Origin of the sequence: Alteribacillus sp. JSM 102045 (assembly GCF_041949975.1) — a bacterium.
GTDB lineage: Bacteria > Bacillota > Bacilli > Bacillales > Marinococcaceae > Alteribacillus.
The window spans coordinates 54,106-76,292 of sequence record NZ_JBHFQG010000011.1; the positions used below are offsets into that span (position 1 = coordinate 54,106).

The 22,187-nt window shown below is 37.8% G+C and carries 24 protein-coding genes and 2 pseudogenes; 22 read left to right on the top strand and 4 right to left on the bottom strand.

Annotated elements, in window-relative coordinates:
• The first annotated feature begins 35 nt into the window (after positions 1-35).
• From ACE1TI_RS09660 to ACE1TI_RS09695, 8 genes are all read left to right on the top strand, one after another.
• The gene (locus tag ACE1TI_RS09660; RefSeq protein ID WP_375007373.1) at positions 36-1,013 is read left to right on the top strand and encodes a FecCD family ABC transporter permease; all 978 of its coding nucleotides are present in this window, start codon (positions 36-38) and stop codon (positions 1,011-1,013) included.
• 11 nt (positions 1,014-1,024) lie between these two features.
• Positions 1,025-1,960, top strand: a complete 936-nt coding sequence (locus tag ACE1TI_RS09665) for an ABC transporter substrate-binding protein (RefSeq protein ID WP_375007374.1) — start codon at positions 1,025-1,027, stop codon at positions 1,958-1,960.
• A 47-nt stretch (positions 1,961-2,007) separates the two neighbouring features.
• Positions 2,008-2,706: a High-affinity nickel-transporter gene (locus tag ACE1TI_RS09670; RefSeq protein WP_375007375.1), complete on the top strand. Its 699-nt coding sequence runs from the start codon at positions 2,008-2,010 to the stop codon at positions 2,704-2,706.
• 20 nt (positions 2,707-2,726) lie between these two features.
• Positions 2,727-3,380, top strand: a complete 654-nt coding sequence (gene bluB, locus ACE1TI_RS09675; RefSeq protein WP_375007376.1) for a 5,6-dimethylbenzimidazole synthase — start codon at positions 2,727-2,729, stop codon at positions 3,378-3,380.
• A gap of 177 nt (positions 3,381-3,557) precedes the next feature.
• Complete coding sequence (locus ACE1TI_RS09680) at positions 3,558-4,556, top strand: zinc-binding dehydrogenase (protein ID WP_375007377.1); 999 nt, start codon at positions 3,558-3,560, stop codon at positions 4,554-4,556.
• 77 nt (positions 4,557-4,633) lie between these two features.
• A complete protein-coding gene (locus tag ACE1TI_RS09685) occupies positions 4,634-4,999 on the top strand; it encodes a hypothetical protein (RefSeq protein WP_375007378.1) in 366 nt (121 codons plus the stop codon).
• A gap of 279 nt (positions 5,000-5,278) precedes the next feature.
• Positions 5,279-5,482, top strand: a complete 204-nt coding sequence (locus tag ACE1TI_RS09690; protein WP_375007379.1) for a Spo0E family sporulation regulatory protein-aspartic acid phosphatase — start codon at positions 5,279-5,281, stop codon at positions 5,480-5,482.
• A 271-nt stretch (positions 5,483-5,753) separates the two neighbouring features.
• Positions 5,754-6,185: an SIMPL domain-containing protein gene (locus ACE1TI_RS09695; protein WP_375007380.1), complete on the top strand. Its 432-nt coding sequence runs from the start codon at positions 5,754-5,756 to the stop codon at positions 6,183-6,185.
• 144 nt (positions 6,186-6,329) lie between these two features.
• On the opposite strand, the gene ACE1TI_RS09700 is transcribed toward ACE1TI_RS09695, so the two are convergent.
• Positions 6,330-6,659: a hypothetical protein gene (locus tag ACE1TI_RS09700; RefSeq protein WP_375007381.1), complete on the bottom strand. Its 330-nt coding sequence runs from the start codon at positions 6,657-6,659 to the stop codon at positions 6,330-6,332.
• A gap of 391 nt (positions 6,660-7,050) precedes the next feature.
• Here ACE1TI_RS09700 and ACE1TI_RS09705 point away from each other — a divergent pair, with 391 nt between their 5' ends.
• The 7 genes and pseudogenes from ACE1TI_RS09705 (at position 7,051) to ytxJ (ending at position 12,787) form a co-directional block, all read left to right on the top strand.
• The gene (locus ACE1TI_RS09705) at positions 7,051-8,091 is read left to right on the top strand and encodes an ion channel (protein WP_375007382.1); all 1,041 of its coding nucleotides are present in this window, start codon (positions 7,051-7,053) and stop codon (positions 8,089-8,091) included.
• 71 nt (positions 8,092-8,162) lie between these two features.
• Positions 8,163-9,429, top strand: a pseudogene (locus ACE1TI_RS09710) (IS21/IS408/IS1162 family transposase); the annotation flags it as partial.
• 13 nt (positions 9,430-9,442) lie between these two features.
• Positions 9,443-10,210: pseudogene (istB, locus tag ACE1TI_RS09715) on the top strand (IS21-like element helper ATPase IstB).
• A 1-nt stretch (position 10,211) separates the two neighbouring features.
• On the top strand, positions 10,212-10,646 hold the full coding sequence (locus ACE1TI_RS09720; protein ID WP_375007383.1) for an AEC family transporter: 435 nt from the start codon (positions 10,212-10,214) through the stop codon (positions 10,644-10,646).
• 101 nt (positions 10,647-10,747) lie between these two features.
• Positions 10,748-10,990: a hypothetical protein gene (locus ACE1TI_RS09725; protein ID WP_375007428.1), complete on the top strand. Its 243-nt coding sequence runs from the start codon at positions 10,748-10,750 to the stop codon at positions 10,988-10,990.
• Positions 10,991-11,227: 237 nt separating this feature from the next.
• Positions 11,228-12,424, top strand: a complete 1,197-nt coding sequence (locus tag ACE1TI_RS09730; protein ID WP_375007384.1) for a class I SAM-dependent rRNA methyltransferase — start codon at positions 11,228-11,230, stop codon at positions 12,422-12,424.
• 18 nt (positions 12,425-12,442) lie between these two features.
• Complete coding sequence (ytxJ, locus tag ACE1TI_RS09735) at positions 12,443-12,787, top strand: bacillithiol system redox-active protein YtxJ (RefSeq protein WP_375007385.1); 345 nt, start codon at positions 12,443-12,445, stop codon at positions 12,785-12,787.
• Here the strand turns inward: ytxJ and ACE1TI_RS09740 are convergent.
• Complete coding sequence (locus ACE1TI_RS09740) at positions 12,784-14,346, bottom strand: FAD-dependent oxidoreductase (RefSeq protein WP_375007386.1); 1,563 nt, start codon at positions 14,344-14,346, stop codon at positions 12,784-12,786. The genes ytxJ and ACE1TI_RS09740 overlap by 4 nt on opposite strands.
• Positions 14,347-14,669: 323 nt before the next feature.
• Between ACE1TI_RS09740 and ACE1TI_RS09745 the strand changes: the two genes are divergently transcribed.
• The 6 genes from ACE1TI_RS09745 to ACE1TI_RS09770 all read left to right on the top strand — a co-directional run bounded on the left by ACE1TI_RS09745 (position 14,670) and on the right by ACE1TI_RS09770 (position 18,838).
• Positions 14,670-16,328 (top strand): thiamine pyrophosphate-dependent enzyme, encoded by a 1,659-nt coding sequence (locus tag ACE1TI_RS09745; RefSeq protein ID WP_375007387.1) that lies wholly within the window; start codon positions 14,670-14,672, stop codon positions 16,326-16,328.
• A 73-nt stretch (positions 16,329-16,401) separates the two neighbouring features.
• Positions 16,402-17,091 (top strand): M50 family metallopeptidase, encoded by a 690-nt coding sequence (locus ACE1TI_RS09750; RefSeq protein ID WP_375007388.1) that lies wholly within the window; start codon positions 16,402-16,404, stop codon positions 17,089-17,091.
• Positions 17,092-17,142: 51 nt separating this feature from the next.
• Positions 17,143-17,400 carry a hypothetical protein gene (locus ACE1TI_RS09755; RefSeq protein WP_375007389.1) on the top strand — a complete coding sequence of 86 codons (258 nt, stop codon included), beginning with the start codon at positions 17,143-17,145 and terminating at the stop codon, positions 17,398-17,400.
• A 150-nt stretch (positions 17,401-17,550) separates the two neighbouring features.
• Positions 17,551-17,847, top strand: coding sequence for a GNAT family N-acetyltransferase (locus ACE1TI_RS09760; RefSeq protein ID WP_375007390.1), 297 nt, complete (start codon positions 17,551-17,553; stop codon positions 17,845-17,847).
• A gap of 30 nt (positions 17,848-17,877) precedes the next feature.
• A complete protein-coding gene (locus tag ACE1TI_RS09765) occupies positions 17,878-18,267 on the top strand; it encodes a hypothetical protein (protein WP_375007391.1) in 390 nt (129 codons plus the stop codon).
• Positions 18,268-18,346: 79 nt separating this feature from the next.
• Positions 18,347-18,838 (top strand): SRPBCC family protein, encoded by a 492-nt coding sequence (locus ACE1TI_RS09770; RefSeq protein ID WP_375007392.1) that lies wholly within the window; start codon positions 18,347-18,349, stop codon positions 18,836-18,838.
• Here ACE1TI_RS09770 and ACE1TI_RS09775 read toward each other — a convergent pair.
• Both ACE1TI_RS09775 and ACE1TI_RS09780 read right to left on the bottom strand, forming a co-directional pair.
• Complete coding sequence (locus ACE1TI_RS09775) at positions 18,813-19,532, bottom strand: DUF421 domain-containing protein (RefSeq protein ID WP_375007393.1); 720 nt, start codon at positions 19,530-19,532, stop codon at positions 18,813-18,815. The two genes, ACE1TI_RS09770 and ACE1TI_RS09775, sit on opposite strands and share 26 nt — an antisense overlap.
• 354 nt (positions 19,533-19,886) lie before the next feature.
• A complete protein-coding gene (locus ACE1TI_RS09780; RefSeq protein WP_375007429.1) occupies positions 19,887-21,101 on the bottom strand; it encodes an MFS transporter in 1,215 nt (404 codons plus the stop codon).
• Positions 21,102-21,312: 211 nt separating this feature from the next.
• Here ACE1TI_RS09780 and ACE1TI_RS09785 point away from each other — a divergent pair, with 211 nt between their 5' ends.
• Positions 21,313-22,143: a GNAT family N-acetyltransferase gene (locus ACE1TI_RS09785; RefSeq protein WP_375007394.1), complete on the top strand. Its 831-nt coding sequence runs from the start codon at positions 21,313-21,315 to the stop codon at positions 22,141-22,143.
• Positions 22,144-22,187 lie beyond the last annotated feature (44 nt).

Consider the following 22,187-nt stretch of genomic DNA (forward strand, 5'->3'; position numbering starts at 1 on the left):
CCAAACCTTTTTTATTTGCAGGATTGATAGCGTTATTGCTACTTTCTATTATTTCATCATTGATGCTAGGTTCGGCTTCCATTCCGGCAAGAGATGTGCTTGATGTGTTATGGAGGGCAGCACAGGGATATGGTTCAGCTGATATGTCAGCGTATGATCATATTATCTGGAGTTTACGTGTTCCTAGAACTATATTAGCTCTAACTGTAGGAGCAGGGCTTGCAATAGTTGGTGTAGCTATTCAGGCTCTTGTGAAAAATCCGCTCGCCGACCCTTACATATTAGGTGTATCTTCCGGAGCTTCGGTTGGAGCGACGCTCGTTATATTAGCTGGAGCCTTTTCCTTTTTTGGAACGTACGCTGTTTCTGCTGCTGCCTTTTTAGGAGCTCTTCTTACGGTTATAACCGTTTATGTTTTAGCTCAAAGTCGTTTTCGATTGTCTGTTTCAAGACTTTTGTTGTCTGGAGTAGCTGTTTCGATGATGCTGAGCGCTTTAACGAGCTTTCTCGTTATGATGAATCCGCGGGAAGAAGGGATTCAAACGGCGCTTTACTGGATGCTTGGCAGCTTAGCAGGTGCCAATTTTAATCATGTATGGATGCCAGTAGGAATTGTAGTTTTCGGCTACTTCTGTCTGCATTACTCCTTTCGATCGTTAAATGTACTTGTAACAGGTGACGAAACGGCGCAGTCATTAGGATTAACAATAGAAACGTTTAAAACGCTGATCATAATCATTACAGCTTTGATTACTGGAGTATTGGTGGCGTTCAGCGGTGCGATTGGTTTCGTTGGTTTGATGATACCTCATATGGCACGCATGATTGTTGGCGCAAATCATCGTGTGCTGCTGCCGGTAAGTGCAATGCTCGGTGCAGTATTTATGGTATTCGCAGATATTACCGCCCGTTTAGCCGTGGCACCAGAAGAGCTTCCCGTTGGTATAGTGACAGCTATTTGCGGGGGACCATTTTTTATATGGCTGCTGCGTAGAAGTAATTATGTAGTCTAGGAGGGGAATTATTGAGAAAAGCTGGATTTTTACTTACATTGTTTATCTTGGCATCCTGTCAGGCGGAAGGGGAAAAACCAACAGCAAGCGATAATGAAGAGATAAAAGTATTAAATGGGGAGAAAGAAATTATCCTGGAGGAGCCGCCGGATCGTGCCATTTCACTCAATCAGCATGTAACAGAAATAATGCTGGCCTTGGGGTTAGAGGATCGGATGGTTGGTACTGCTTATTTGGATGACTCCATTCATCCCGATCTAAAAACGGCATATGAAAGTATACCGGTTCTTTCTGACCAATATCCTTCTCAAGAAATTATATTTGCAGAAGAACCCGACTTTATTTATGGAGGATGGGAAAGCGCATTTCAGGATGAAGCAGCAGGCAGCAGAGAAAGGCTTGAAGAATATGGAATTGACTCCTATCTCCATGAGTCATCAAATATGGTAAATCCGCAGCTTCAGGATGTTTTTCAAGATATCAAAAACATAGGTGAAATATTTCAAGAAGAAGAAGCGGCTGAAGAACTAACAGAAAAAATACATTCGGAGATACAAGATATACAGGATAACATTCCAAAACAGGAAGAAACAAAACGAGTGTTTGTATACGACAGCGGAGATTCCTCCCCTACCACAGCGGGGCAGAATTTCTTGAACACAATAATTGAAATGGGAAGAGCCGATAATATTTTTGGTGATTTGGAAAAAGGTTGGGGCACAGTGAGCTGGGAAGAAGTCGCCGAAGCAGATCCTGACGAAATTATAATTATCGATTACGGAGACACAAGCGCTGAAGATAAAATATCATTTCTTAAAAGTCATTCGGTGATGAAAGAACTAAAAGCTGTGCAAAATGAGCAGTTTACGGTAATTCCGCTGTCTGAAGCATCGGAAGGGATTCGAGCACCCGATGCGTTGGAAAAGATTGTAGACGGTATTTACTAACTCAAAAAATATTTTGTGTATTGTATAATATAAATAAGGAGAGAGTATTGTTGGAGTTCATTTCATTTGCCTTTCTAGCCGTTTTTATAGGAATGAAACACGGAATGGATGGTGACCATGTTGCAGCTATTGCAGATATGGTTGGAACAGAGAATAAACGAAAGAAACAGGTATCATTAGGGGTAATGTATGCTTTTGGCCATGGATTAATTGTACTTTTTATCGGTTTAGTAACAATTATTTTTGGAGCAAACCTTCCTTCCAAAGCTCAAATGTTTATAGAAATGATGGTAAGTTTTACGCTTATTCTTTTAGGTGGCATGATCCTGTATTCCATCTTCCAACAGAAAAAAGACTTTGAATATAAAAGCAGAATAAAAATGGTGTCTGAATTTGCATTAAAGTATATTAATAAAAGTAAGGATGCTAATTTGAATGTAACCCCCATTGGTGCTGGTATTGTGGGAGCTTTTGTCATAGGGATTATTCATGGAATTGGAGTGGAGAGTCCCACTCAATTAGCCATTATTACGAATGCTGCTGGGATTAATAATTTAACAGCTGCTTTACTGCAGCTTACCCTTTTTGTATCAGGTCTTCTCATCTCGACTATTCTGATTACTTTTCTGCTTTCGTGGGGTTTTATAAAAGCATCTCTTAAGAAAAAAATATATATTATTCTTGGTTCTGTAACGGGAATTTATAGCATTAGTTTAGGGATGTGGATGGCTGTAGAGCTGCTGTAAGGACCTTAAGGAGTGAAAAAATGACATTTTTAAACGAGAAAGAAAAACAAACTGTTTACAAAACGATATTGAATAGAAGAGATGTTAGAAGCTTTCTTCCAAAACCTGTCCCATCTGACGCCATTGACAGGATATTGGAGGCTGCCCACCATGCCCCTTCTGTTGGATTTATGCAGCCTTGGAATTTTATTCTAGTCTCTTCGTATGAAGTCAAAGAGCGATTAGCATGGGCGGCTGAAAAAGAGAGAAAAGCTTTAGCAATACACTATGAAGGAGAAAAAGAGACAAAGTTTCTCCGTTTAAAAGTTGAAGGATTAAAAGAAGCTCCATTAACGATTTGCGTCACGTGTGATCCGACAAAAGGCGGGGCTCATGTGTTAGGCCGCAATTCCATCCCCGAAACGGATATGCTCTCTACAGCATGCGCTATTCAAAATATGTGGTTAGCCTCTTTTGCTGAAGGACTGGCCCTGGGCTGGGTTAGTTTTTATAAAAAAGAAGATATACGTAATATATTGAAAATACCGCCGCATATTGAGCCTGTTGCGCTCCTTTCCATTGGGTATACGGATAAATATCCAGAGAAACCTATTTTAGAATCTGTAAATTGGGAGAAAAGACAATCTTTAAAAGATAGGATTTCTCATAACGAATGGAAAGATTCATCCAATTAAAATAAAAACCGTGTGCTGAATATGTCTGCACATGGTTTTTTTGCAGGAATTGCGATATATGTTATTGAATGTCATGGTAAAGGTATCGTACATAATACGGCGGCTCTTGAAATCAGAACGTTATATGTATGAAAAGCAAATGGTCTGAAGGATTAAAAAAATATCAGGGAGGTTATTATGAAAGCAGTAGTGCATGAAAGTCAAACGGGTATGAATGGACTTCACTTTCGCAGCGTGGAAGAAAAAGCTCCAGGTGAAAATGAAGTGAAAGTAAAATTAAAAACCGCTGGATTAAACCATCGTGATTTATTTCTGCTTGATAGGCATAAACCAACAGAACCTCCAGTAATTTTAGGTTCTGATGGAGCTGGCACTATTGAAGCGGCTGGAGAAAGGGTAGAGAAAGTAAAAATTGGCGATAATGTTATGATTAATCCGTCCCTAGGGTGGGAAGAAAACAGCGATGCACCGCCTCAGGGATTTAACGTACTTGGTTATCCAGAGCACGGGACTTTTGCTGAGTATATAATTATCCCTGCAGAGAATGTCGAAGTTAAACCTGACTATTTATCATGGGAAGAAGCAGGAGTATTATCTTTGGCAGCTCTGACAGCTTATCGGGCATTATTTACAAGGGGCCGACTACGCCCTGGCATGACTGTACTAATTCCAGGGATCGGAAGCGGAGTAGCAACTTTTTTATTGCAATTTGCGAAAGCGGCTGGAGCAACGGTTTATGTAACGTCCCGTTCAAAGGAAAAATGTAAAAGAGCAATGGAGATGGGAGCAGAAAAGGCAATTGATAGTAACGAAGACTGGAACAAGGAATTAAATAAAGAAAAAGCAGATCTTGTTATTGAATGTGTAGGCGCTGCCACGTTTCAAAAGTCTTTAAAGCAGGTACGGCTGGGAGGGACAATTGTTACCTTTGGGGCTTCTGCAGGTGATATCGTGGAAATTGATATTCGAAAATTCTTTTACGGCCAATATAATCTGCTCGGAACTACATTGGGAAGTGCTGAAGAATATAGAGAAATGTTGAGATTTATTGAACGCAACCAGATTAAACCAATAATGGATCATGTATATCCTCTTGAACAATACGAAGAAGCCTTTCAAAGAATGGAAAAAGGGGAGCAGCTTGGAAAAATAGGTTTTATTCTAAATAACCAATAATATTGCCTTCTTAAGGTTGCAGAAATTGGGTGTTTGCATATGGTGTGGTTGAAAGCATTTTTGCAGGAGGTAAGAAGATGTACAACTTTCACCAGCAGCCATTTGACCAACCTGAGATTCACTCATTAAATAATGAACATCGTAATTCACATCATATGCATGAGATGTGCCAGCAGTACCTTTTATACATGGTTCAGCTTCAAACATCAGATGGCCAAATGCACGAAGGTATTATTGAAGATGTAGATAATGAAGGAGTTACTCTTTTAATGCCGGACAGTGATATGGAAAATCAGTCTCTTGCTCATCAACGCCAGTTTTGGGGCGGACCTGGTTACGGTCCGTGGTATGGTTATGGTTATCCCCGTCGTTTTCGAAGATTTAGACGTTTCAGGTTTCCATTTTTTCACTTAAGATATATTGGCTTCCCATTCTTTTATTAATATATAATCTATAGCACTTGCAGGACTTTTTAGAGAGAAGGATATTTATTTCCTTCTCTTGTTTCGTTGTGGCGTGAACGAATCAAACCTACAAAGACATTCCCCATGAGGCTTGCCATGCAGCTAAATTTAATTAATAAAAATTAAGTCGAAAAAAATTTTCATCAAAAACAATTTTCTACAAAATTTTAAATCATTTTGCTGTATGATAGTCAATGTGCGTTAAAACAACTAAGAATCTACCAATCTAATATAAATATTTAAAACAGGATAGAGGAGATGGAAACGATTTTTAGGAAATGGGTTTTACTGAGTAAGATTACGTGGAAGAGAAAAGAAATGCATCGGAAAGCAAATCATTTTGGATTGACAGACCAGAGAACCGTAACTTGCAGTCAGGAGCTGGATAGCTTACTGAATGTATATCAAGGCATTCAGCCAAAGTCCAGGAGGAGCTTGTTGAGTGTAATTAGAGAATTTTAAGGGATACCTATAACCACTGTTCCGACATTTGGAGTAGTGGTTTTTTATTGAAAAACAACATCATATTATAGTTTGTTGTGTCATGAAATGGTATAGAATGAAAAAAATGTAAAGGAGGAATAAATGGAGATGTATCATAAGTCATCGATGGAGGGAATATGATCTGCTTCTCAACGAATAATGACTGTCGAAGGTATTGGAAATGTTTCAAGAGAGCCGACTACAGCAAACGTACAGATTGGGGTGGTGACAGAAAGCAGAGAATTGACTAATGCCTAGCAGCCATCGTGATGAACCAGGTTATTGCTTCTTTATAGAAGAAGGGATAAAAGAAGAAAACATTTATGTGGATGGGAAACAGGAATTTAGAGAATTTCAAGTGTCTCATATGATTAACGTGACGATAGATAACCTGGATGAAACAGGCGGTATTATTGACATTGCAATCCAGAATAAGGCAAATCGAGTATCTAACGTTCATTTTTCATTAGATAAAAAATCATACTATTACCAGCAGGCTTTTCACCTTTCTTTAGAGGATGCTCTTACTAAAGCGCTAACCATTGCTGACACCATGAAGCTGCAACTTGATTCTTCCCCCATTCACATCGAAGAACAGCCTGTTCCGGTTGATTCTTATCATGCGTTTTCTGTAACTGCACTACCAATTGAAGCTGGTCAGCTGAGGATCACTGCTCGGTAGAAGTACAATTTCTATTTATTCTTAAGTCTCAAAGTGCGTTGAATTTTAATAAAATATTCACATATATAGAAGTAATCGTAAATCCTGTTAAATAGATAAGAGGAGGTAAAGAATATATTCCACTCCCCATAATAATGAACTCTGTTAAGTAACACAGCTACATATTCTATACTTGTCATAACTAAAACGAAAATAACAAGCAGCTGTTTTGTTTATTATTTTTTTTAATTTAAGATAGACGAAAAGGCTGCAGATAAAGGGGAAGTATCCTAGATTAAAGGGAAGAGCAGAAAAGGAAGGATTGTCATGAAAGAGGGCTACCAGCCAAAAAATATCAAACCCCCAGTCATTTGAAATAAAGGCAATAGAGATGCCTAAAGGATACAACAGAATTATTACTTTAGGATATTTTTTATATAAAAAGAAAGAAAAAATCCACGGAATAATCATCCCAGCTATTACATTAATAAGCATTTTTTCTCCCTCCCCTTGAATTTTTCTTAGTATGCTCGTTCTCCATTTGGTTTATTGTTTTTAGAAGGATTTCGGAAAGATTTTCCTAGAAGAAAGAATAGTAAAGTATATCTATGATAAAGGTATATTAAAAAGTGGTACTCTTTTTTTAATCAAACACCAAAAATATCAATATTTCGCCATAAAAAGCTAGTACTTAAAAAATTAAAAAGGAGATGTTTTATAATTGATGTCCTTTGTTTATGTATTTTGTGATTGACCTCTCCTTATATAAATGTTTGCGTTCGATCCATCCGTATATCGCTGTCCATGTGATAAACCATTTTTAAGGAAGAAGGATAGCAGTAAAACGTATGGGGAAAAATAGGGTACGAAAGGGGGAAGCAGGGCTGTGTTATTTATATTTGAGCTAATGAAAAACGTAGTAAATGCAAGAAAACTTACTATTTTTATTTTTACTATATTCTTTGTTACGTTCAGTTCTTTATTTATTTCGTATTTAGAACCAGATGTGTTTACTACTCCCTTTCTTGGTTTCTGGTGGGTGATGACTACCATGACAACAACAGGGTATGGTGATCTTGTTCCTGAGACTGTTACGGGGAAATTATTTGCTATATTTTTATATGTATTCGGTGTAGGCCTGATCGGGGTCGTTATAGGAAAAATAGTAGAGAGCTTTGGGATATACAGAAAGCTAAAGGAGGAGGGAAAATTGAGTTACAAAGGAAAAGAACATTACGTAATCGTGGGGTGGACGGAAAAAAGTCAAAATACAATTAAGGAGCTGCAGCTTTCTAAACCTGATGTGAATATTGTTGTCATTGATAGTACCCGTAAGGCTCCTTTTACTCCCTCCACACGGCTGTTTTATATACAGGGAGATATAACGGAAATAGAAACTTATGAAAAGGCGAACCTCACGTGCGCAAAAGCGGTACTTATTTTTTCTCCTAGCGGGATGATCGATAAAACGGCTGCGGATGGAATGATTTTACTAATTACAAGCTCTATAAAAAGTTTCATGAGGCAAAAAAACCAAAATGTATATACACTCGTAGAAATAATGAAAGAAAATCATATCGAGAATTTTAAGCATTTAGAAGTGGATGAATTTGTTTTGGCAGGTGAAGCTTTATCAGATTTAATGGCACGATCGGCTATGTTTAAAGGGTCAAGTACTTTATTTATGAAGCTGTTAAGTCGAAAATATGATGTCAGCTTGTGGAATATACCTAAAAGAGAAAGCTGGGTTACTTATCAGGATGCTTTTGAAGATTTAAAGAAAAAGGGTGCTCATTTGATTGCTGATAAAGATAATTTTAATATTATTAAGCACTTAGATGAAAACTTGCCCATGGATACGAATCTGTATATCATTTGTGAGGAACAAGTTTACAATAAAGTGATGGATTCAATGAATGAAGGGTAGTTCTTGAGCAAACTTGTCAAGAACCTTTACGGGAGCCTCCCACCTAAACCTATTGTGACTATTGCACATAGTATATAAAGGAAAATGAGTGGAAAAGAAATCACTATATGAGTAAGCAGCAAATGAAAATAATAGATATGCATGAAAAGGTAATGGATGCTGGTTATTCTATAAGTTATACAACGGTACGAAATTTTGTTAATAAGGAGACGAAGGAAGTGTTTATCAGAAGAAATTGCGAGCCTGGGCATGAGGTTGAATTTGATTGGGGGGAAGTAAAACTAGAGATAAATGGCAAAATAAGAAGTTATTCACTCGCGGTATTTACGTTAGCGCATAGTAATTATCGATACGCAAGAATATATCCATCCGAATCGCAAGTGTGTGTTAGATGTCCATACGAAATTTATAGAGCATGTTGGTTTTATACCTTCGGTGTTCACATATGACAATATGCGAACAATCGTTAAATCATTCATTGGAACAGAAAGAGCAATAACGGATAGCATGATGAACTTATCAACCTATTATGAATTTAGAATTCGACTGTGTGAGCCTAGGAAAGGTAATCAAAAAGGGCATGTGGAACGGAGTGTTGAGTTTATTCGAAGGAAAGCTTTTTCATCGCCATACTCCTTTTCTAGCTTAAAAGAAGACCACCTTTCTAGATCATTAAAGAGGCTAAATGAGCGAAATCATCACGAGCATAAAGTAAAGCATACGGACTTGATGAAAAATGAAAAAGCAATATCTAAACTAGCAGTCATAACTCCATTTGATGTAGCAGAGTTGGTTGAATGTCGTGTGGATAAGTATAGTACGGTGGTTATTAAGCAAAACCATTACTCTGTCCCAGAAGGACACGTAGGAAAGTATATGAAAGCAAAGGTAGGTGCCGAGAACATTAAATTATTCATGGAAGGAGAACTGGTCGCAGAGCATCCGCGTAATTGGGGCCTACACCAATAGGAAATGAATATTTACCATTATTTAAAAACATTCCAAAAGAAAAAAGGTGCCGTAGCTCAAAGTGAATGTTTGAAGCAGGCACCAACAAAAATTAAAAAATTATACAACGATTATTATATAGGAAAAGAGAAAGAATTCATAGAGTTACTCCTCTATATTAAAGAAAATCATACCTTCGATCGTGTAATGAGAGCAGTTGAAGAATTGAATACCATTCGGTTGGGATATGTCACGACAGAAAGAATCTTGTTCATATGTGAACAATCCACTACTCCTAAAGAAGGAAACATACTTAACCGGGATGAAACAATGCATCAATCTGAAAGCAACATGAAAGCATATGCGAATATGTTTAATCGAATGGGATAAGGAGTAACTAAATATGGATAAAAAACAACAACTTATTGAAATATGTAAAGAATTGCGTTTACCAAGTATTCGAACAATGGTTCAGGAGGAAGCAGATTTCAAAGATCCCAACCAGGCGTATGAAGTGTTATTACAAGTGCTTTTACAGGAAAAAAGTGATCGATTCGTACGTGCAAAACAAAATAGAATTCGTGCAGCTAATTTCCCACAGAAAAAGCTGTTGGAGGAATTAGTAGAAGATGCTTTTCCAGATCAAGCAAAGCAAAAATTACCATACTTAAAGTCATTAGATTTTATAAAAGAAGGCCAAAATGTCATTTTAACTGGCTCACCCGGGACCGGAAAAACTCATACTGCCATAGGTCTAGGTATGGAAGCGTGTTTAGCTGGCTATAGGGTATTCTTTGCGACAGTACCATCATTAATTAATTAACTGAAGGAACATCGATCTGAAAGAACCCTTCGATCGTTTGAATTAAAATTCGAGAAATATGATTTAGTGATTATCGATGAATTAGGCTATATATCATTTGATAAAGAAGGTGCGGAATTATTATTTTTCCATCTATCCTTACGTGCTGGAAGAAAGTCAACCATTATTACAAGCAACCTGTCATTTTTAAAATGGCAGGAGATCTTTCACGATCCAGTCTTGACGGCAGCATTAACAGATCGTCTAACACATAAATCGCATGTGTTAAACATGAATGGCCCTTCCTTTAGAATGAAAGAAACAGAAGAATGGATAAAAACGAGTACCAAACAGGTGGCTCAAAATTAAATTGCGAAATGGCTCAATTTTCACTTGCGATATACAGCCGTTTCTTCAAGAGATGTCAGCCCTGTATGGCATGGTTGTTATCGGTTATCTGGCAAGAAAGAAGGCTGTCTTAAACAGCCATGCGGACCACACCATTACACTATTAGTTTTATTTATCACACTGCTGTCGTTAATATTATTTTCTATGGATATATCTTTTTCTAAAGCCATGGCAGTGGACATGGTTATATTGTTTTGTTTATCTGTATATATTTTGTTTCTTGCTTGTGTAATCGGCAGACTGATGAGAGATCGTTCTGCCTTATCTACTGGACAGGATAATGTTTTAGAAGGACTCATTATATTTGGGAACCAGGGTTTCCTTGGCTATGCTGTCGCTTATTTATTATTCAATGAAATCGAGATTGTGTACGCAACCATCTTTAATATTGCTTAATTTGGACGTATGGTATTTATCTGTTTGTCCAGTCCAAGAAAACGATTGAATGGAAGAAGGTGTTTATTAATCCAGGTATCATAACTGTTATAACAGGGCTCATGATATTTTTCACGCCATTAAGCTGGCCTCAGCCTGTGTCAAGTTTATTAGAAAGTATAGGTAAAATGACTGTGCCTTTATCGATGATTCTTCTTGGAAGTTTACTTAAAAATGTCACTGGTAAAGGAATTTTGTTTTATATGAAAAATAGACTCATTTGGCAAGGGACTGCCCTAAAGCTCATTATTATTCCATTATTACTTGTACCTGTTATGTGGTTTTTCCTATATCTTACCCTCTAATGAGTGTGTAGCTGTGCTTATTACCGGCATGCCATTTCTTTATATGCGAAAAAATATGGAGGAGACGTACAGTTTGCTTCTACAGTTGTTTTTTTTACTACAACTGCTGCGTTAGGCACGCTCCCCCTATTATACGTTTTGAAATTCATTTATTCTTGAATAGACACTATCATCCCCAATCATGTAAAGTACGAAAAGACAATATATTAATACAAGGCTTGCGATAGGGTGAAAAAGATGACAAAAGAAATAACACTAAAATTGAAAAATAAATTTTTAAACAAATATAAAAAGGGATATCCGCTATTATGGAAAGAAGCAATTTCAAATGTTGAGGTGTTAAAAGAAGAAGGAACCCTTTTGAGGCTGACAGACGAATACGATCGTTTCCTGGGTAAAGGGTATTATGGCAGGCAAAATAAAGGGTATGGCTGGATACTTACTCAAAATGAAAACGAATCAATAGATCAAAAATTTTTTGATAATAAAATAAGCACAGCTTTTAATAAGCGCCGCTCTTTTTTTCAGGATGATGAAACTACCGCTTTTCGTTTATTTAATGGAGAAGGTGACGGAATCGGCGGATTAACAATTGATAATTATGACGGCTATTACGTGATTACGTGGTACAGCCTAGGTATTTTCACGTTTAAGGATTTCATCCTCCGCTCTTTGCAGAAAGTGAGCACTTTTAGAGGAATTTATCAGAAAAAAAGGTTTAATACAGCTGGAAAGTACGTTGAAGACGACGACTTTGTTACTGGGGAAAGAGGAGAATTTCCAATAACAGTGAAGGAAAACGGAGTTAATGTAGCTGTTCATTTAAATGAAGGTCCTATGACCGGTATTTTTTTAGATCAAAGAAATGTAAGACAAGCGATTCGGGACCAGTATGCAAAAGGAAGAAGAGTTCTTAACACCTTTTCTTATACAGGTGCTTTTTCCGTCTTTGCTGCTCTTGGGGGGGCCGAAAATACAACCAGTGTAGATTTAGCGAATCGTAGTCTTCCAAAAACGAGAGAACAATTCAGCGTAAACAATATAGATTATGAAGCTCATAAAATAAAAGTAATGGACGTATTTAAATATTTTAACTATGCTTATAAAAAAGGATTAACCTTTGACATGGTAATTTTAGATCCTCCAAGCTTTGCTCGTTCGAAAAAACGCACATTCAGTGCAGCCAAGGATTATAAAGACCTCGTAAAAAAAGCCGTCCAGCTAACGGAAGATGACGGTATTATAGTAGCTTCGACAAATCACAGCGGCTTTGGCATGGACAAATTTAAATCGTTTATTAAGCAGGCTTTTAAGGAGGCAGGAAAGAAGTATAAATTGTTAGAAGAACACGATTTACCAAAAGATTTTCCATCAATCGAAGAATACCCAGAGGGCAACTATCTTAAAGTAGTGTTTATTAAAAAATTCAGTTAGATGTAAGGAGAGATGAAAGTGGCAGCACTTCACGAATTGACCACCATAGAGGATTGGCAACATACTTTAGAACAATCAAATGAGCAGGCAGTCCTCGTTATGAAACATAGTACTACCTGTCCGAAAAGCGCTGATGCTTGGGAAGAATTTCAAGCTGCTGTAAAAGAAGCAGATGAAAAGAAAGCAGCATTCGTATTTGTTAAAGTCATTGAATCTCGTCCTATCTCCCAGCAAATTGCTGAAGACATAGGAGTGAAACACGAATCTCCTCAAGCTTTACTTATTAAAAACAAAAAGGTGTCTTGGGACACATCACATATGAATATTACTAAACAAGCCATTCAGGATGCTGTCCGCGCTTAATACCCAGAATCTTCTTCGGTGACATTTTCGAGCATAGTGTGGTCCTCTTTCTGTAATGGTTTTTCGGCAGGACCTTCTATGACTTCTCCCGTATAAGAAAATCGTGAACCATGGCACGGGCAGTCCCATGTTCTATCTCCATGGTTCCATTCCACTTCACAGCCAACATGGGTACAGGTCGTGTCTACAATGTGAAACTGGCCTTCTTTATCTTTATAAGCCCCTTTTCGTTTTCCATCTATGGTCACTACGGATCCTTCATCTACATCCAATTCTTCTGCCTTTTTATGAGGCAAATCGATCTTACCTTTTACTAAGTGTTTAGCCACGTCCGCATTTTCTATAAAAAACTTTTTTAAGCTTGGGTCTGCGTAAAAACGTGAAGGTGAATATAAGGATTTATAAGGATTTTCTTTTTTCAAAACAATATCGGTTAATAAATGTGCAGCCGCAGTTCCATTTGTCATACCCCATTTTCGGTAACCAGTAGCAATTAAAACACGGGGCTTAGTGGAAGTAATTTCTCCAATATACGGTATTTTATCGAGGGTGGTTAAATCTTGAGCAGACCAACGGTAAAGAATGTCTTCCACTTGGAACACTTTTTTTCCAAAAGTTTCTAAAGCTTCGTAATGTTCTAGTGTATCTTTACCTTGACCGGTCTTATGACTCTCTCCTCCAATAAGTACAATATCTTCTCCATTTAAAGATGCGGACCGTAGAGAACGTGTTGGCTGATCAACGCTTAAATACATTCCACCAGGATATGACTCTTTTGTTTTGACACCTAAAATGTAAGATCGATCAGCGTACATTCTCGTTGAGTATAATCCAGTTCCTTCATAAAATGGAAAGTGAGAACAGGCCAATACATGGTGTCCTGTGACACGGTACCCGTTTCTCGTCAACACTGCTGCTTGTTGGCTGTCTGCTTCCACATTTACAGCAGTAGTATGCTCAAATATTAGACTGCCTGCATCTGTAATAACTTTCAATAGGTGAGCTAAATACTTTAATGGATGAAATTGAGCCTGATTAGTCATAGAAAGGGCATTATGTACGCTAATATTAAAAGGAATGCTATCCTTCAGGCTGCCCTCAATAGAAAGCTTTTGATAGGCTTTCCATTCCTGTTCCAGCTTCATTGCATATTGGTCTGTGCTTGCATACAAATAGGCATCTTGTTTTTTAAAATCACAATCTATTTGCTGCTCTTTCACCGTTTTTTCAATGAATTGGAGCGCATCCGTATTTGCTTCATAGTACATTCTCGCTTTACTTTGGCCCATATGCTGAATGATTTCATCGTAAATTAATCCATGCTGTGCGGTAATTTTGGCTGTCGTATGACCAGTAGTACCGTTAAGTAAATGGTCAGCTTCAATTAAAGCAACTTTTACGCCTTCCTTTACTAATAAATAAGCAGCCGTGATACCGGTAATTCCCCCTCCTACAATAACGACGTTTACTTTTATATCCTCATGCAATTGATTAAACTTTGGCAGCTCCGCTGTTTCTCTCCAATAAGGTTCAGGAGATTGTGGTAAATGACCAGCCATACATATACCCCTCCATACTGTAAACTTGGTAGATACCACAAGTGTTTACAATTCTGAAACAATATATGCTTCTCCATTCGAAAAGGTTTTCTATTACAGGGCATTAATATAAACATTATGTGTTCTATTCCCATGTTTAAAGAAGTCATTTAATAATTTACTCGCTGTGTTCATAATAGTGTATAAGAACATATTCTTAAGAAATTACGAAGGATGTTAATTTCCGGTATAATGAACAGCAGAAGAAAAAGATTTAGTCCCGAAAATTTTCCATTATTGGACATCCTTATGCTTCTTTTAATAATAAGGAAGGGATAGGTAAGATGAAAAATAAAATAACGGTCGCTGCCCAAATTGTCGAAATATTGAAACGAGAAGAAGTTCACCGGGTTTTTTCTGTTCCTGGAGAAAGTTTTCTTGATTTAATGAATGAAATTTATCTTGAGGAATCAATTGATTTTGTTTCCTGCCGCCATGAAGGTGGTGCTTCATTTATGGCTGAAGGGTATGGAAAAATAACCGGCAGGCCAGGTGTCGTTATGGCGACAAGAGGAGTAGGAGGTTCCAACCTTTCCATAGGAGTTCACACTGCCTGCCAGGATTCTACACCAATGGTCGTGATTTTAGGTCAAGTCGAGCGAGAAATCCGCGGCCGTGAAGGCTTTCAGGAAGTAGAACTCGACCAAATGTTTTCTCATTTAGCAAAATGTACATTCGAACTAACCGACCCAAATCGTACCAATGAAATGATCAGCAGGGCTTTTCGAGCGGCACAGTCAGGGCGTCCGGGGCCTGTAGTTGTTTCGATACCGGCGGATGTGTTTGCAGAACAAAGCACGTACAAACCAGTACCTGCATACCGTCCATCGCGTTCGCTGCCTGATCCGGAAGATATCAGAAAAGCGCTGCAGTTATTATCTCAATCAAAACGTCCATTGATTATTGCAGGCGGAGGAATCATTCGATCGAACGCGGAGAGAGCACTTCAGTTGTTTGCAGAAAAAACAAATATCCCTGTTATCGCTTCTTTTCGCCGGCATGATGTGCTTCCCAATAATCACCCCTTATATGTTGGACATTCCGGTTTAGGTACTTTCCCAGAAATATTAGACACAATGAGACAAGCAGATACGGTGCTTGCAGTAGGCACTCGTTTTTCTGAGATAATGACCCAAAGCTATACCATTTTCTCAGAAGAGTTGCAGCTTATCCATATAGATATTGAGCCAAATACATTGGGAAAGGTTTATCCCCCGCAGGTTGGAATAGTTGCTGATGCAACCCAGGCTTTACAGACCTTAAGTGAAAGGGAGATACACTCGAAGATTGATTGGAGAACTTGGGCAGAGAAACGGAGAAATGTTTATGAAAAAACGACAGCCATTCAAAACCTACCAAACGAAGATTCCGTTGACATAGCTCAAATTATAAACACGATGCAGAAAATACTGCCAGAAGATGCAATTATTACAAATGATGCAGGAAATTTTGCGGCCTGGCTTCATAACTATTATCGTTTCAATAAACCAAACACCTATGCAGGGCCGACATCAGGGGCGATGGGTTATGGTCTTCCGGCAGGTATCGGAGCAAAAATGGCGTCTCCAGACAAAATGGTTGTTTCATTATCTGGAGATGGCGGTTTTATGATGACCGTGCAGGAACTCGAAACGGCTGCTCGATATAAAGTGCCGATTATTGCTCTTGTATTTAATAATAATATGTATGGAACGATTCGGATGCATCAGGAAAAGGTCTTTCCACATCACGTGATCGGAACGACTTTAAATGAAGTGAATTTTAGTAAATTAGCTAAAGCGATTGGAGTTCAAGGCGAACGGGTAACTAATGATGTTTCTTTTAAAAAAGCATTAGAAAATGCCCTGAAGCTTAAAGGACCTTCTGTGATTGAGATTATGTGTAATCCAGAGAAAATATCTGTATTATCTAGTATTTCCTCGCTTCAAAATAAAACAAAATAAAATGTTAGAAGTGGTCTGCAATGTGTTAGCCAGGTACTGCTTGGTTTGCTATGATAAGCATTGAGGTGTTATTTTGGAAATATTTATTATGATTTTAGCAATCGGTGTTGTCATAGCAATTTTTACATATGTCCCCGTTCTCGGTTCATATCTTTCATTGTTTAATACATTGGTGCATGAAAGCGGGCATGCGTTAGCAGCCGAATTAACAGGAGGGCAAGTTAAATCTATCTCTCTTTTTAAGAGCACCGAAGGAGCAGCAGTCACTCATCATCATCGAATTGGAATGTTTATTACTGCTTTGTCTGGGTATCCTTTTGCCTCTTTTGTTTCTGTCGTTTTTATTTATATGGCTGTAAACCATTGGTATACAGCTGCAGGGTTCCTTTTGTTAATTTTACTAGGCAGCACCTTAATATTTTGGGTACGAAATGGATTTGGCATCTTTTGGATACTTTCGATATTAGCAGGGGCTTATTTATTGTGGTACCAGGGTTATACAAAAGCAATAGAATATCTGCTTATCGGTGTAAGTTTAGTGTTGTTAATTCAAGCATTTTTAAGCTGCTGGCATATTTTTTTAATCAGTATAAAGAGTCCAAAGCACGCAGGAGACGCTTCGGTTTTGGCTCGATTAACTTTTATCCCTGCCAAGTTGTGGGGTTTTTTGTTTTTAGTGCAAGGAACCCTCTTGTTTGTTTTAGGATGTGCTGTATGGTTTGGGTTTGATCCGTTCGTTGATGTAATAGAAAAAGGTGAGTGAGTTATATGAAAATAAACGAAAAGGATTAATGAGCACAAGGTGCTGTATCCCTTGTCCCATCATCACCACCATGGTCTTTTTGTGGCGATGAATTTGAAACGGGTTGGAACAGAAAAATCACGGTATTCTAAAGAAGAAGTGGTAGAAGCAGCAGAAGATTTTTGGAATTCGGGCGGTAATCAGCATTTTCGGGAAGAGGAAGAGATTTTACTGCCGGCACTTTCTCAATATGCTTCGATAGATACGGAAGACATAAAGGAAATGCAGGAAATGCTTATAGAGCACGTTCTTTATTTCAGAGAGTACTGAAGAAAGAGGATACTAGTACGGCTCTGTTAAATAAACTAGGTACCATGTTGGAAGCGCACATTCGCAGGGAAGAGCGCATTATTTTTCCAATGATTGAACAAGAGCTGCCTGAAGAGAAGGTTCAGGAAATATCGATGGTTTTTCATAAAAATGAGACGAAAGAATCCAGATAATGTAAGAGGAGAGGAGCAATTTTTATATTCGTGCGTTGAATTTTCAAGACCAGGCCGATTAATGAAAATGAATACAGGAATGGAAGAGGATTATGTGAAAGATATTTTTCCATATATTATAGAGGAAGATCAAGGGGCTTTTGAAGGCAACGAAATGGTCGGAATAGCAGGATATATGTTATTAGCAGAAAGATATGCCATGCTGGGAAGGTTGAGGACGGCTAAAACCTGGCGAGGACAAGGTATTTGGTACGTGGTTGATGAAATATGTTAAAGAAATGGCAGAGCAGCAGCAAAAAGTTCAGTGGATTGGTTTGACGACCCAGGTGGACAATGTACATACTATTCGTATAGCCCGCCGCTGATTAGTACTCTTCACTATGGTTTCTTAAATAGTTACGGCATGAAGACCTTGCGAAGTCATCATTCTGCCGAATCTGAACATTGGCGGGAAGTAGCAGAAAAGCAGGAGAAAAGAAATTTACTTCAAAAATTACATTTGAAAAATATGGATCTAAAAGTCTTCCCATATAGCGGATATTATCCACTTCCTTTTGAAGAAGACTTATGGACAGATCCATACCTTAACCGTTGTAAGTGCTGGATTCGACCGCTATTCCAATGTGGTCCAGTTCTTTTTTCATTTAAATTCTCCTTAATAAAAAATAAAAATAGTGGGTTTATTTTAACATAGGTTTTTTCATTCGGATAAAGAGGTGTTTTTTACAACATAAACGAATCTTTAAAAGAGAGATACGAGGAGGAGTTCTTTCATGAAAAAATGGACGAAAACAATAGAAATAGACGTGCCTATAGAAGAAGTATGGGAACTGCTTGACGGCTCGTTAGAAAACATGCAAAAAATCATGCCAAATGTGGTAGAAAATGAACCTGTTAAAATAACAGAAGAAGGTGTGGGAAGTATTTACCTGCAAAAGTACAAAGAAGGAAAAAGGATCGAAGAGTATGAAGTAGAAATGATAGAATATTTGAATACACCAGAACAAAAAATTTTAAAAGTTGGTTTTGTCCTCGCAAACATGTTTGATATTACCGCAAAGTATGAATTAACTAAACTAGATTCCTGTAGGACCCAACTTATTTATACAGCCACAAACCGTCCCTTGAAATGGTTTGTGAAAATCTTTTTGATGTTTGCGACAAAAAAGGCAGGCCACCACGTTTGTAGTACGAGTGAAACGTGTGACAGAAACGAAAGCTGCCCCCGTACAATAACAGTTAATGGCGAATGGGGGGAATCGTAATATTGTTATCTTTTAACGACACATGCAGTTCTAATGCTTGATTGATTGAAGCAAAAAATACATTGGATATATCATCAATACCTTCCCCCGCCAATTTAGAACGCAGCCAAATTTCGTCTACATTTAAGTCATGAAGAATATTAGAATAAATACTACCATCCATTATGACTGGAAAGGAAATAACAGAGGTTTTTTCTATCCCCATATCTTCCGCAGTAACTGCATTTTTTTCCGGTTTTTTTAACACACTTAGTTCACCATTTGCCTCCACAACCGCAGTTTCAACATCATTTACATCAAATACATCCTTTTCCCGAAGCATTTGTAAGATATTATCAATTGAATATCTAATCTTTTTAATATTTTCATCGAGAAAGACTCCGTTTTGGATGACTACGGTTGGTTCAAATGTGATAAGCCGTCCTACATTCCGACTTGATATTTTCCAGCTTGAAACCAATCGCTGCAGAAAGCCAATTGCGATTATGGCGGCAGCACTTGGAATGTGATTAATACTAGGGTCAGCAATGTCTGCTCCTACCACTGCTCCAAGTGTAATAATTATTAAAAAATCAAATATTGGAAGTTCTCCAATTGCCCGCTTTCCCATGAATATGGTAACGGCTAACAATAGAGGTAAAATCGTTATAATCCGTCCGAATACGAGACCAATCTCTTTTATTGTCTCTACCAATGTTTCCACCTCCACCATTGTAAGGAAACTTTTCTACAGTTTTTCCAAAATCTCATTTATGAATACAACAGGGTTTTTGCTTTATAAAATTACAAATGTAGGGAAAACGAGAATAACCTTATCATTTTAATAAGGAGGAACAAAGGGGCATATCAGTGGGCGGTGACCATTACATAGGATACCGCTGTGCTGGTAAGTGGATTATGGTAATGGTTATGAAGCCAGAGCAAACCAGATGGAATATGAAGTGCCCCTTCAGGAAACTATAGCATGGTAAGGATACCTACGATTCCAATAAACCGTTTTGTCATTAATAAGTGAAAACAAAATAAAGCAAACAATTCCTTAGAACAGCTATGGAGTATGAACAGAATGGCTGTTCTTTTCTTCTTTTCCAATGTCAGTTTGCCATTTCGGCACTGCTGTCCAAGTAAGATGATATAAAAAAACAAAGGAAGCTATTAACATGAGAGCAGCAGCTAGGAAAGGCATGGCCAATCCATACGTCTCAGCTGTATACGCTGCACCGATCGGGGCGCTCAGCATAGCAGTGTTTTGGAAAAGTAACAATAGGCTGTAGGCATAAGGAGTATTTCCCTTTTTTTGCAAATGAAAAAAAGATGAATCAATGGCCGCCTGCCCAGAAGCAAGAAATAATCCATAAAACAGCCTGGCACCGACAAATAGCCAAAAGAACGATGCTCCCCATTGCAAAAGCAGGCTGAGCCCAAGAATAAACACAGCTATAACAGAGAATGTCAAGGCATTTTCATTTGTTACCCACTTATGCAGCCATGGCATAACCATTAAAGCTGCAGCGTTTGGAAGCATGAATAAAATACTGCTCGTGAAAGAATCGGCTAAAAATGTTTGTTCTGCATAAAGGGTAAAATAGGGCCGGACTATATTGTTACCAAAATGAAAAGTGAATACTGCCATGCCAAACAGCAGAAAAATAACAAGCGGCATGGATAAACTTCTTTTTTGATCCGCTGATTTGTTATCACTTGTTTTTGCTGCTTGGGTTGAGACGGGTATTTGTTTTCTGACACGCCATACTAGAACAAAGAGAAGAAGATCCATAATGGCGAGCACGATAAAAATACGAATAGGTTCTTCTAGTGACATAATAAGCCCGCCGCAAAGGGAAGCTGTAATGATAGCGCCGTGAAAGAGAAGCTGAAATTTTTTTGACATGTCAGAAGCACCATTTGTTTCTGCTAGCAAAGGATAAATAAGAAGCATACCACTTTTTGCTGCTAATAAAAGAACAGTAAGACAAAGAAAAATGTAAGGAGTTTTGGCAAAAGCCAGCGCCCCGGTTAAAAACGGAGAACAGCCTAGTGCGAATAACAATAACGTTGTAGTATTTATTTTCTGGGAAAACTTTCCCCATACCGGTGTTGATAGCAGTACGGCAAGACGGCAGGTAAAAATAAAAATTCCTGTAAATTTTGTTCCATCAATCGCAAATGTTTTTTCAAAAAATTGGGGATAAAAAGGAGATAACAGGACTTCTGAAAATATGTATGTAAATAGACACAAATAAAGTATGTAAGTAGATTTCATGTTTTGCACTTGCCTGTCCTCCTAATTTTTAATGCTTATTTCGAAATTGCCTAAAGTATAAGGGCATCACATCTACTTTTAAGTTAATTGAAATTGATTATCAGTGTCAATGGAGTTAAGAGAAAATAGTATTTTTGGTGCATGTGACTTTTAAAGGTAAAATTAGTGATAAAATGACAAAGAGTTATTAAAAAGACTGGCAGTGATAAAAATGGTATATGAATTAAAAAGAGATGAATTTATAAAGTGTAAACCCTTACTGAACAACGAACGTCATGTCGAAGTGAAAGGCGTAGTGGATGGGGTGAACCGCGGCAGAATTTTTGTTGATAATCCAGTTTTGCCGAATGCAGGAATGATATGGCTAGGTAATAACGATGGTTTCTTTTTTATTGGAAATCCTGATAACAAGGATTTTAATGGGAGAATAGGAAGGTATGTGGAGGAAGTTATCAAGCTGCAAATGTTAGAGCAGGATCTTTTTCACTTTGAAATGATTGGAAACTATCCTGGGTGGTATCCTGCCATAGAAAAATTATTTCAACATCGAACGTTATCCAGCTGGACCCAGCATGTTTATATTTTAAAAAAAGAGCAGTATGAGCAAGAAAGGATTATTTTAACCACTCCGTATAAAATAAAAAAGATTACAAAGGATTTTTATTTTGACAAGTTTAACTGTATAAATATTACTTATCTTCACAGAAAAATTAACGAGTCATGGTTTTCAGCAGAGGACTTTTTCAAGCAGGGAATCGGATATTGTATTGTCTTAGAAGATGAAATAGTAGGGTTGTGTCATACTAATTTCACTACAGATAATAGACAGTGCATTGCTATTGAGACATCAGAAGCACATCAAAATCAAGGGCTTGCAAAGAAAATGGCGCATGAATTCGTCCAAAATACACTAAAACAAGGATATACTCCTTATTGGGATTGTATGGAGGAGAATAAACCTTCTCAGGCAGTTGCGAAACATATAGGTTTTCATCATCATTTTTCTTATAAAGGGTATGTTTTCTCCTGGGCAAAAGAATAAAGTAAAAGCCGCACTGCTGCTAATGCGGCTCTCTCATTTCGTTG

Coding starts and splice junctions, on each gene's coding strand:
- ACE1TI_RS09740 (WP_375007386.1), bottom strand. CDS start 14,346: ATGGCTGGTCATTTACCACAATCTCCTGAACCTTATTGGAGAGAAACA.
- ACE1TI_RS09685 (WP_375007378.1), top strand. CDS start 4,634: ATGTACAACTTTCACCAGCAGCCATTTGACCAACCTGAGATTCACTCA.
- ACE1TI_RS09780 (WP_375007429.1), bottom strand. CDS start 21,101: ATGAAATCTACTTACATACTTTATTTGTGTCTATTTACATACATATTT.
- ACE1TI_RS09695 (WP_375007380.1), top strand. CDS start 5,754: ATGCCTAGCAGCCATCGTGATGAACCAGGTTATTGCTTCTTTATAGAA.
- ACE1TI_RS09760 (WP_375007390.1), top strand. CDS start 17,551: ATGAGACGAAAGAATCCAGATAATGTAAGAGGAGAGGAGCAATTTTTA.
- ACE1TI_RS09730 (WP_375007384.1), top strand. CDS start 11,228: ATGACAAAAGAAATAACACTAAAATTGAAAAATAAATTTTTAAACAAA.
- bluB (WP_375007376.1), top strand. CDS start 2,727: ATGACATTTTTAAACGAGAAAGAAAAACAAACTGTTTACAAAACGATA.
- ACE1TI_RS09745 (WP_375007387.1), top strand. CDS start 14,670: ATGAAAAATAAAATAACGGTCGCTGCCCAAATTGTCGAAATATTGAAA.
- ACE1TI_RS09680 (WP_375007377.1), top strand. CDS start 3,558: ATGAAAGCAGTAGTGCATGAAAGTCAAACGGGTATGAATGGACTTCAC.
- ACE1TI_RS09785 (WP_375007394.1), top strand. CDS start 21,313: ATGGTATATGAATTAAAAAGAGATGAATTTATAAAGTGTAAACCCTTA.
- ACE1TI_RS09770 (WP_375007392.1), top strand. CDS start 18,347: ATGAAAAAATGGACGAAAACAATAGAAATAGACGTGCCTATAGAAGAA.
- ACE1TI_RS09700 (WP_375007381.1), bottom strand. CDS start 6,659: ATGCTTATTAATGTAATAGCTGGGATGATTATTCCGTGGATTTTTTCT.
- ACE1TI_RS09725 (WP_375007428.1), top strand. CDS start 10,748: ATGATATTTTTCACGCCATTAAGCTGGCCTCAGCCTGTGTCAAGTTTA.
- ACE1TI_RS09690 (WP_375007379.1), top strand. CDS start 5,279: ATGGAAACGATTTTTAGGAAATGGGTTTTACTGAGTAAGATTACGTGG.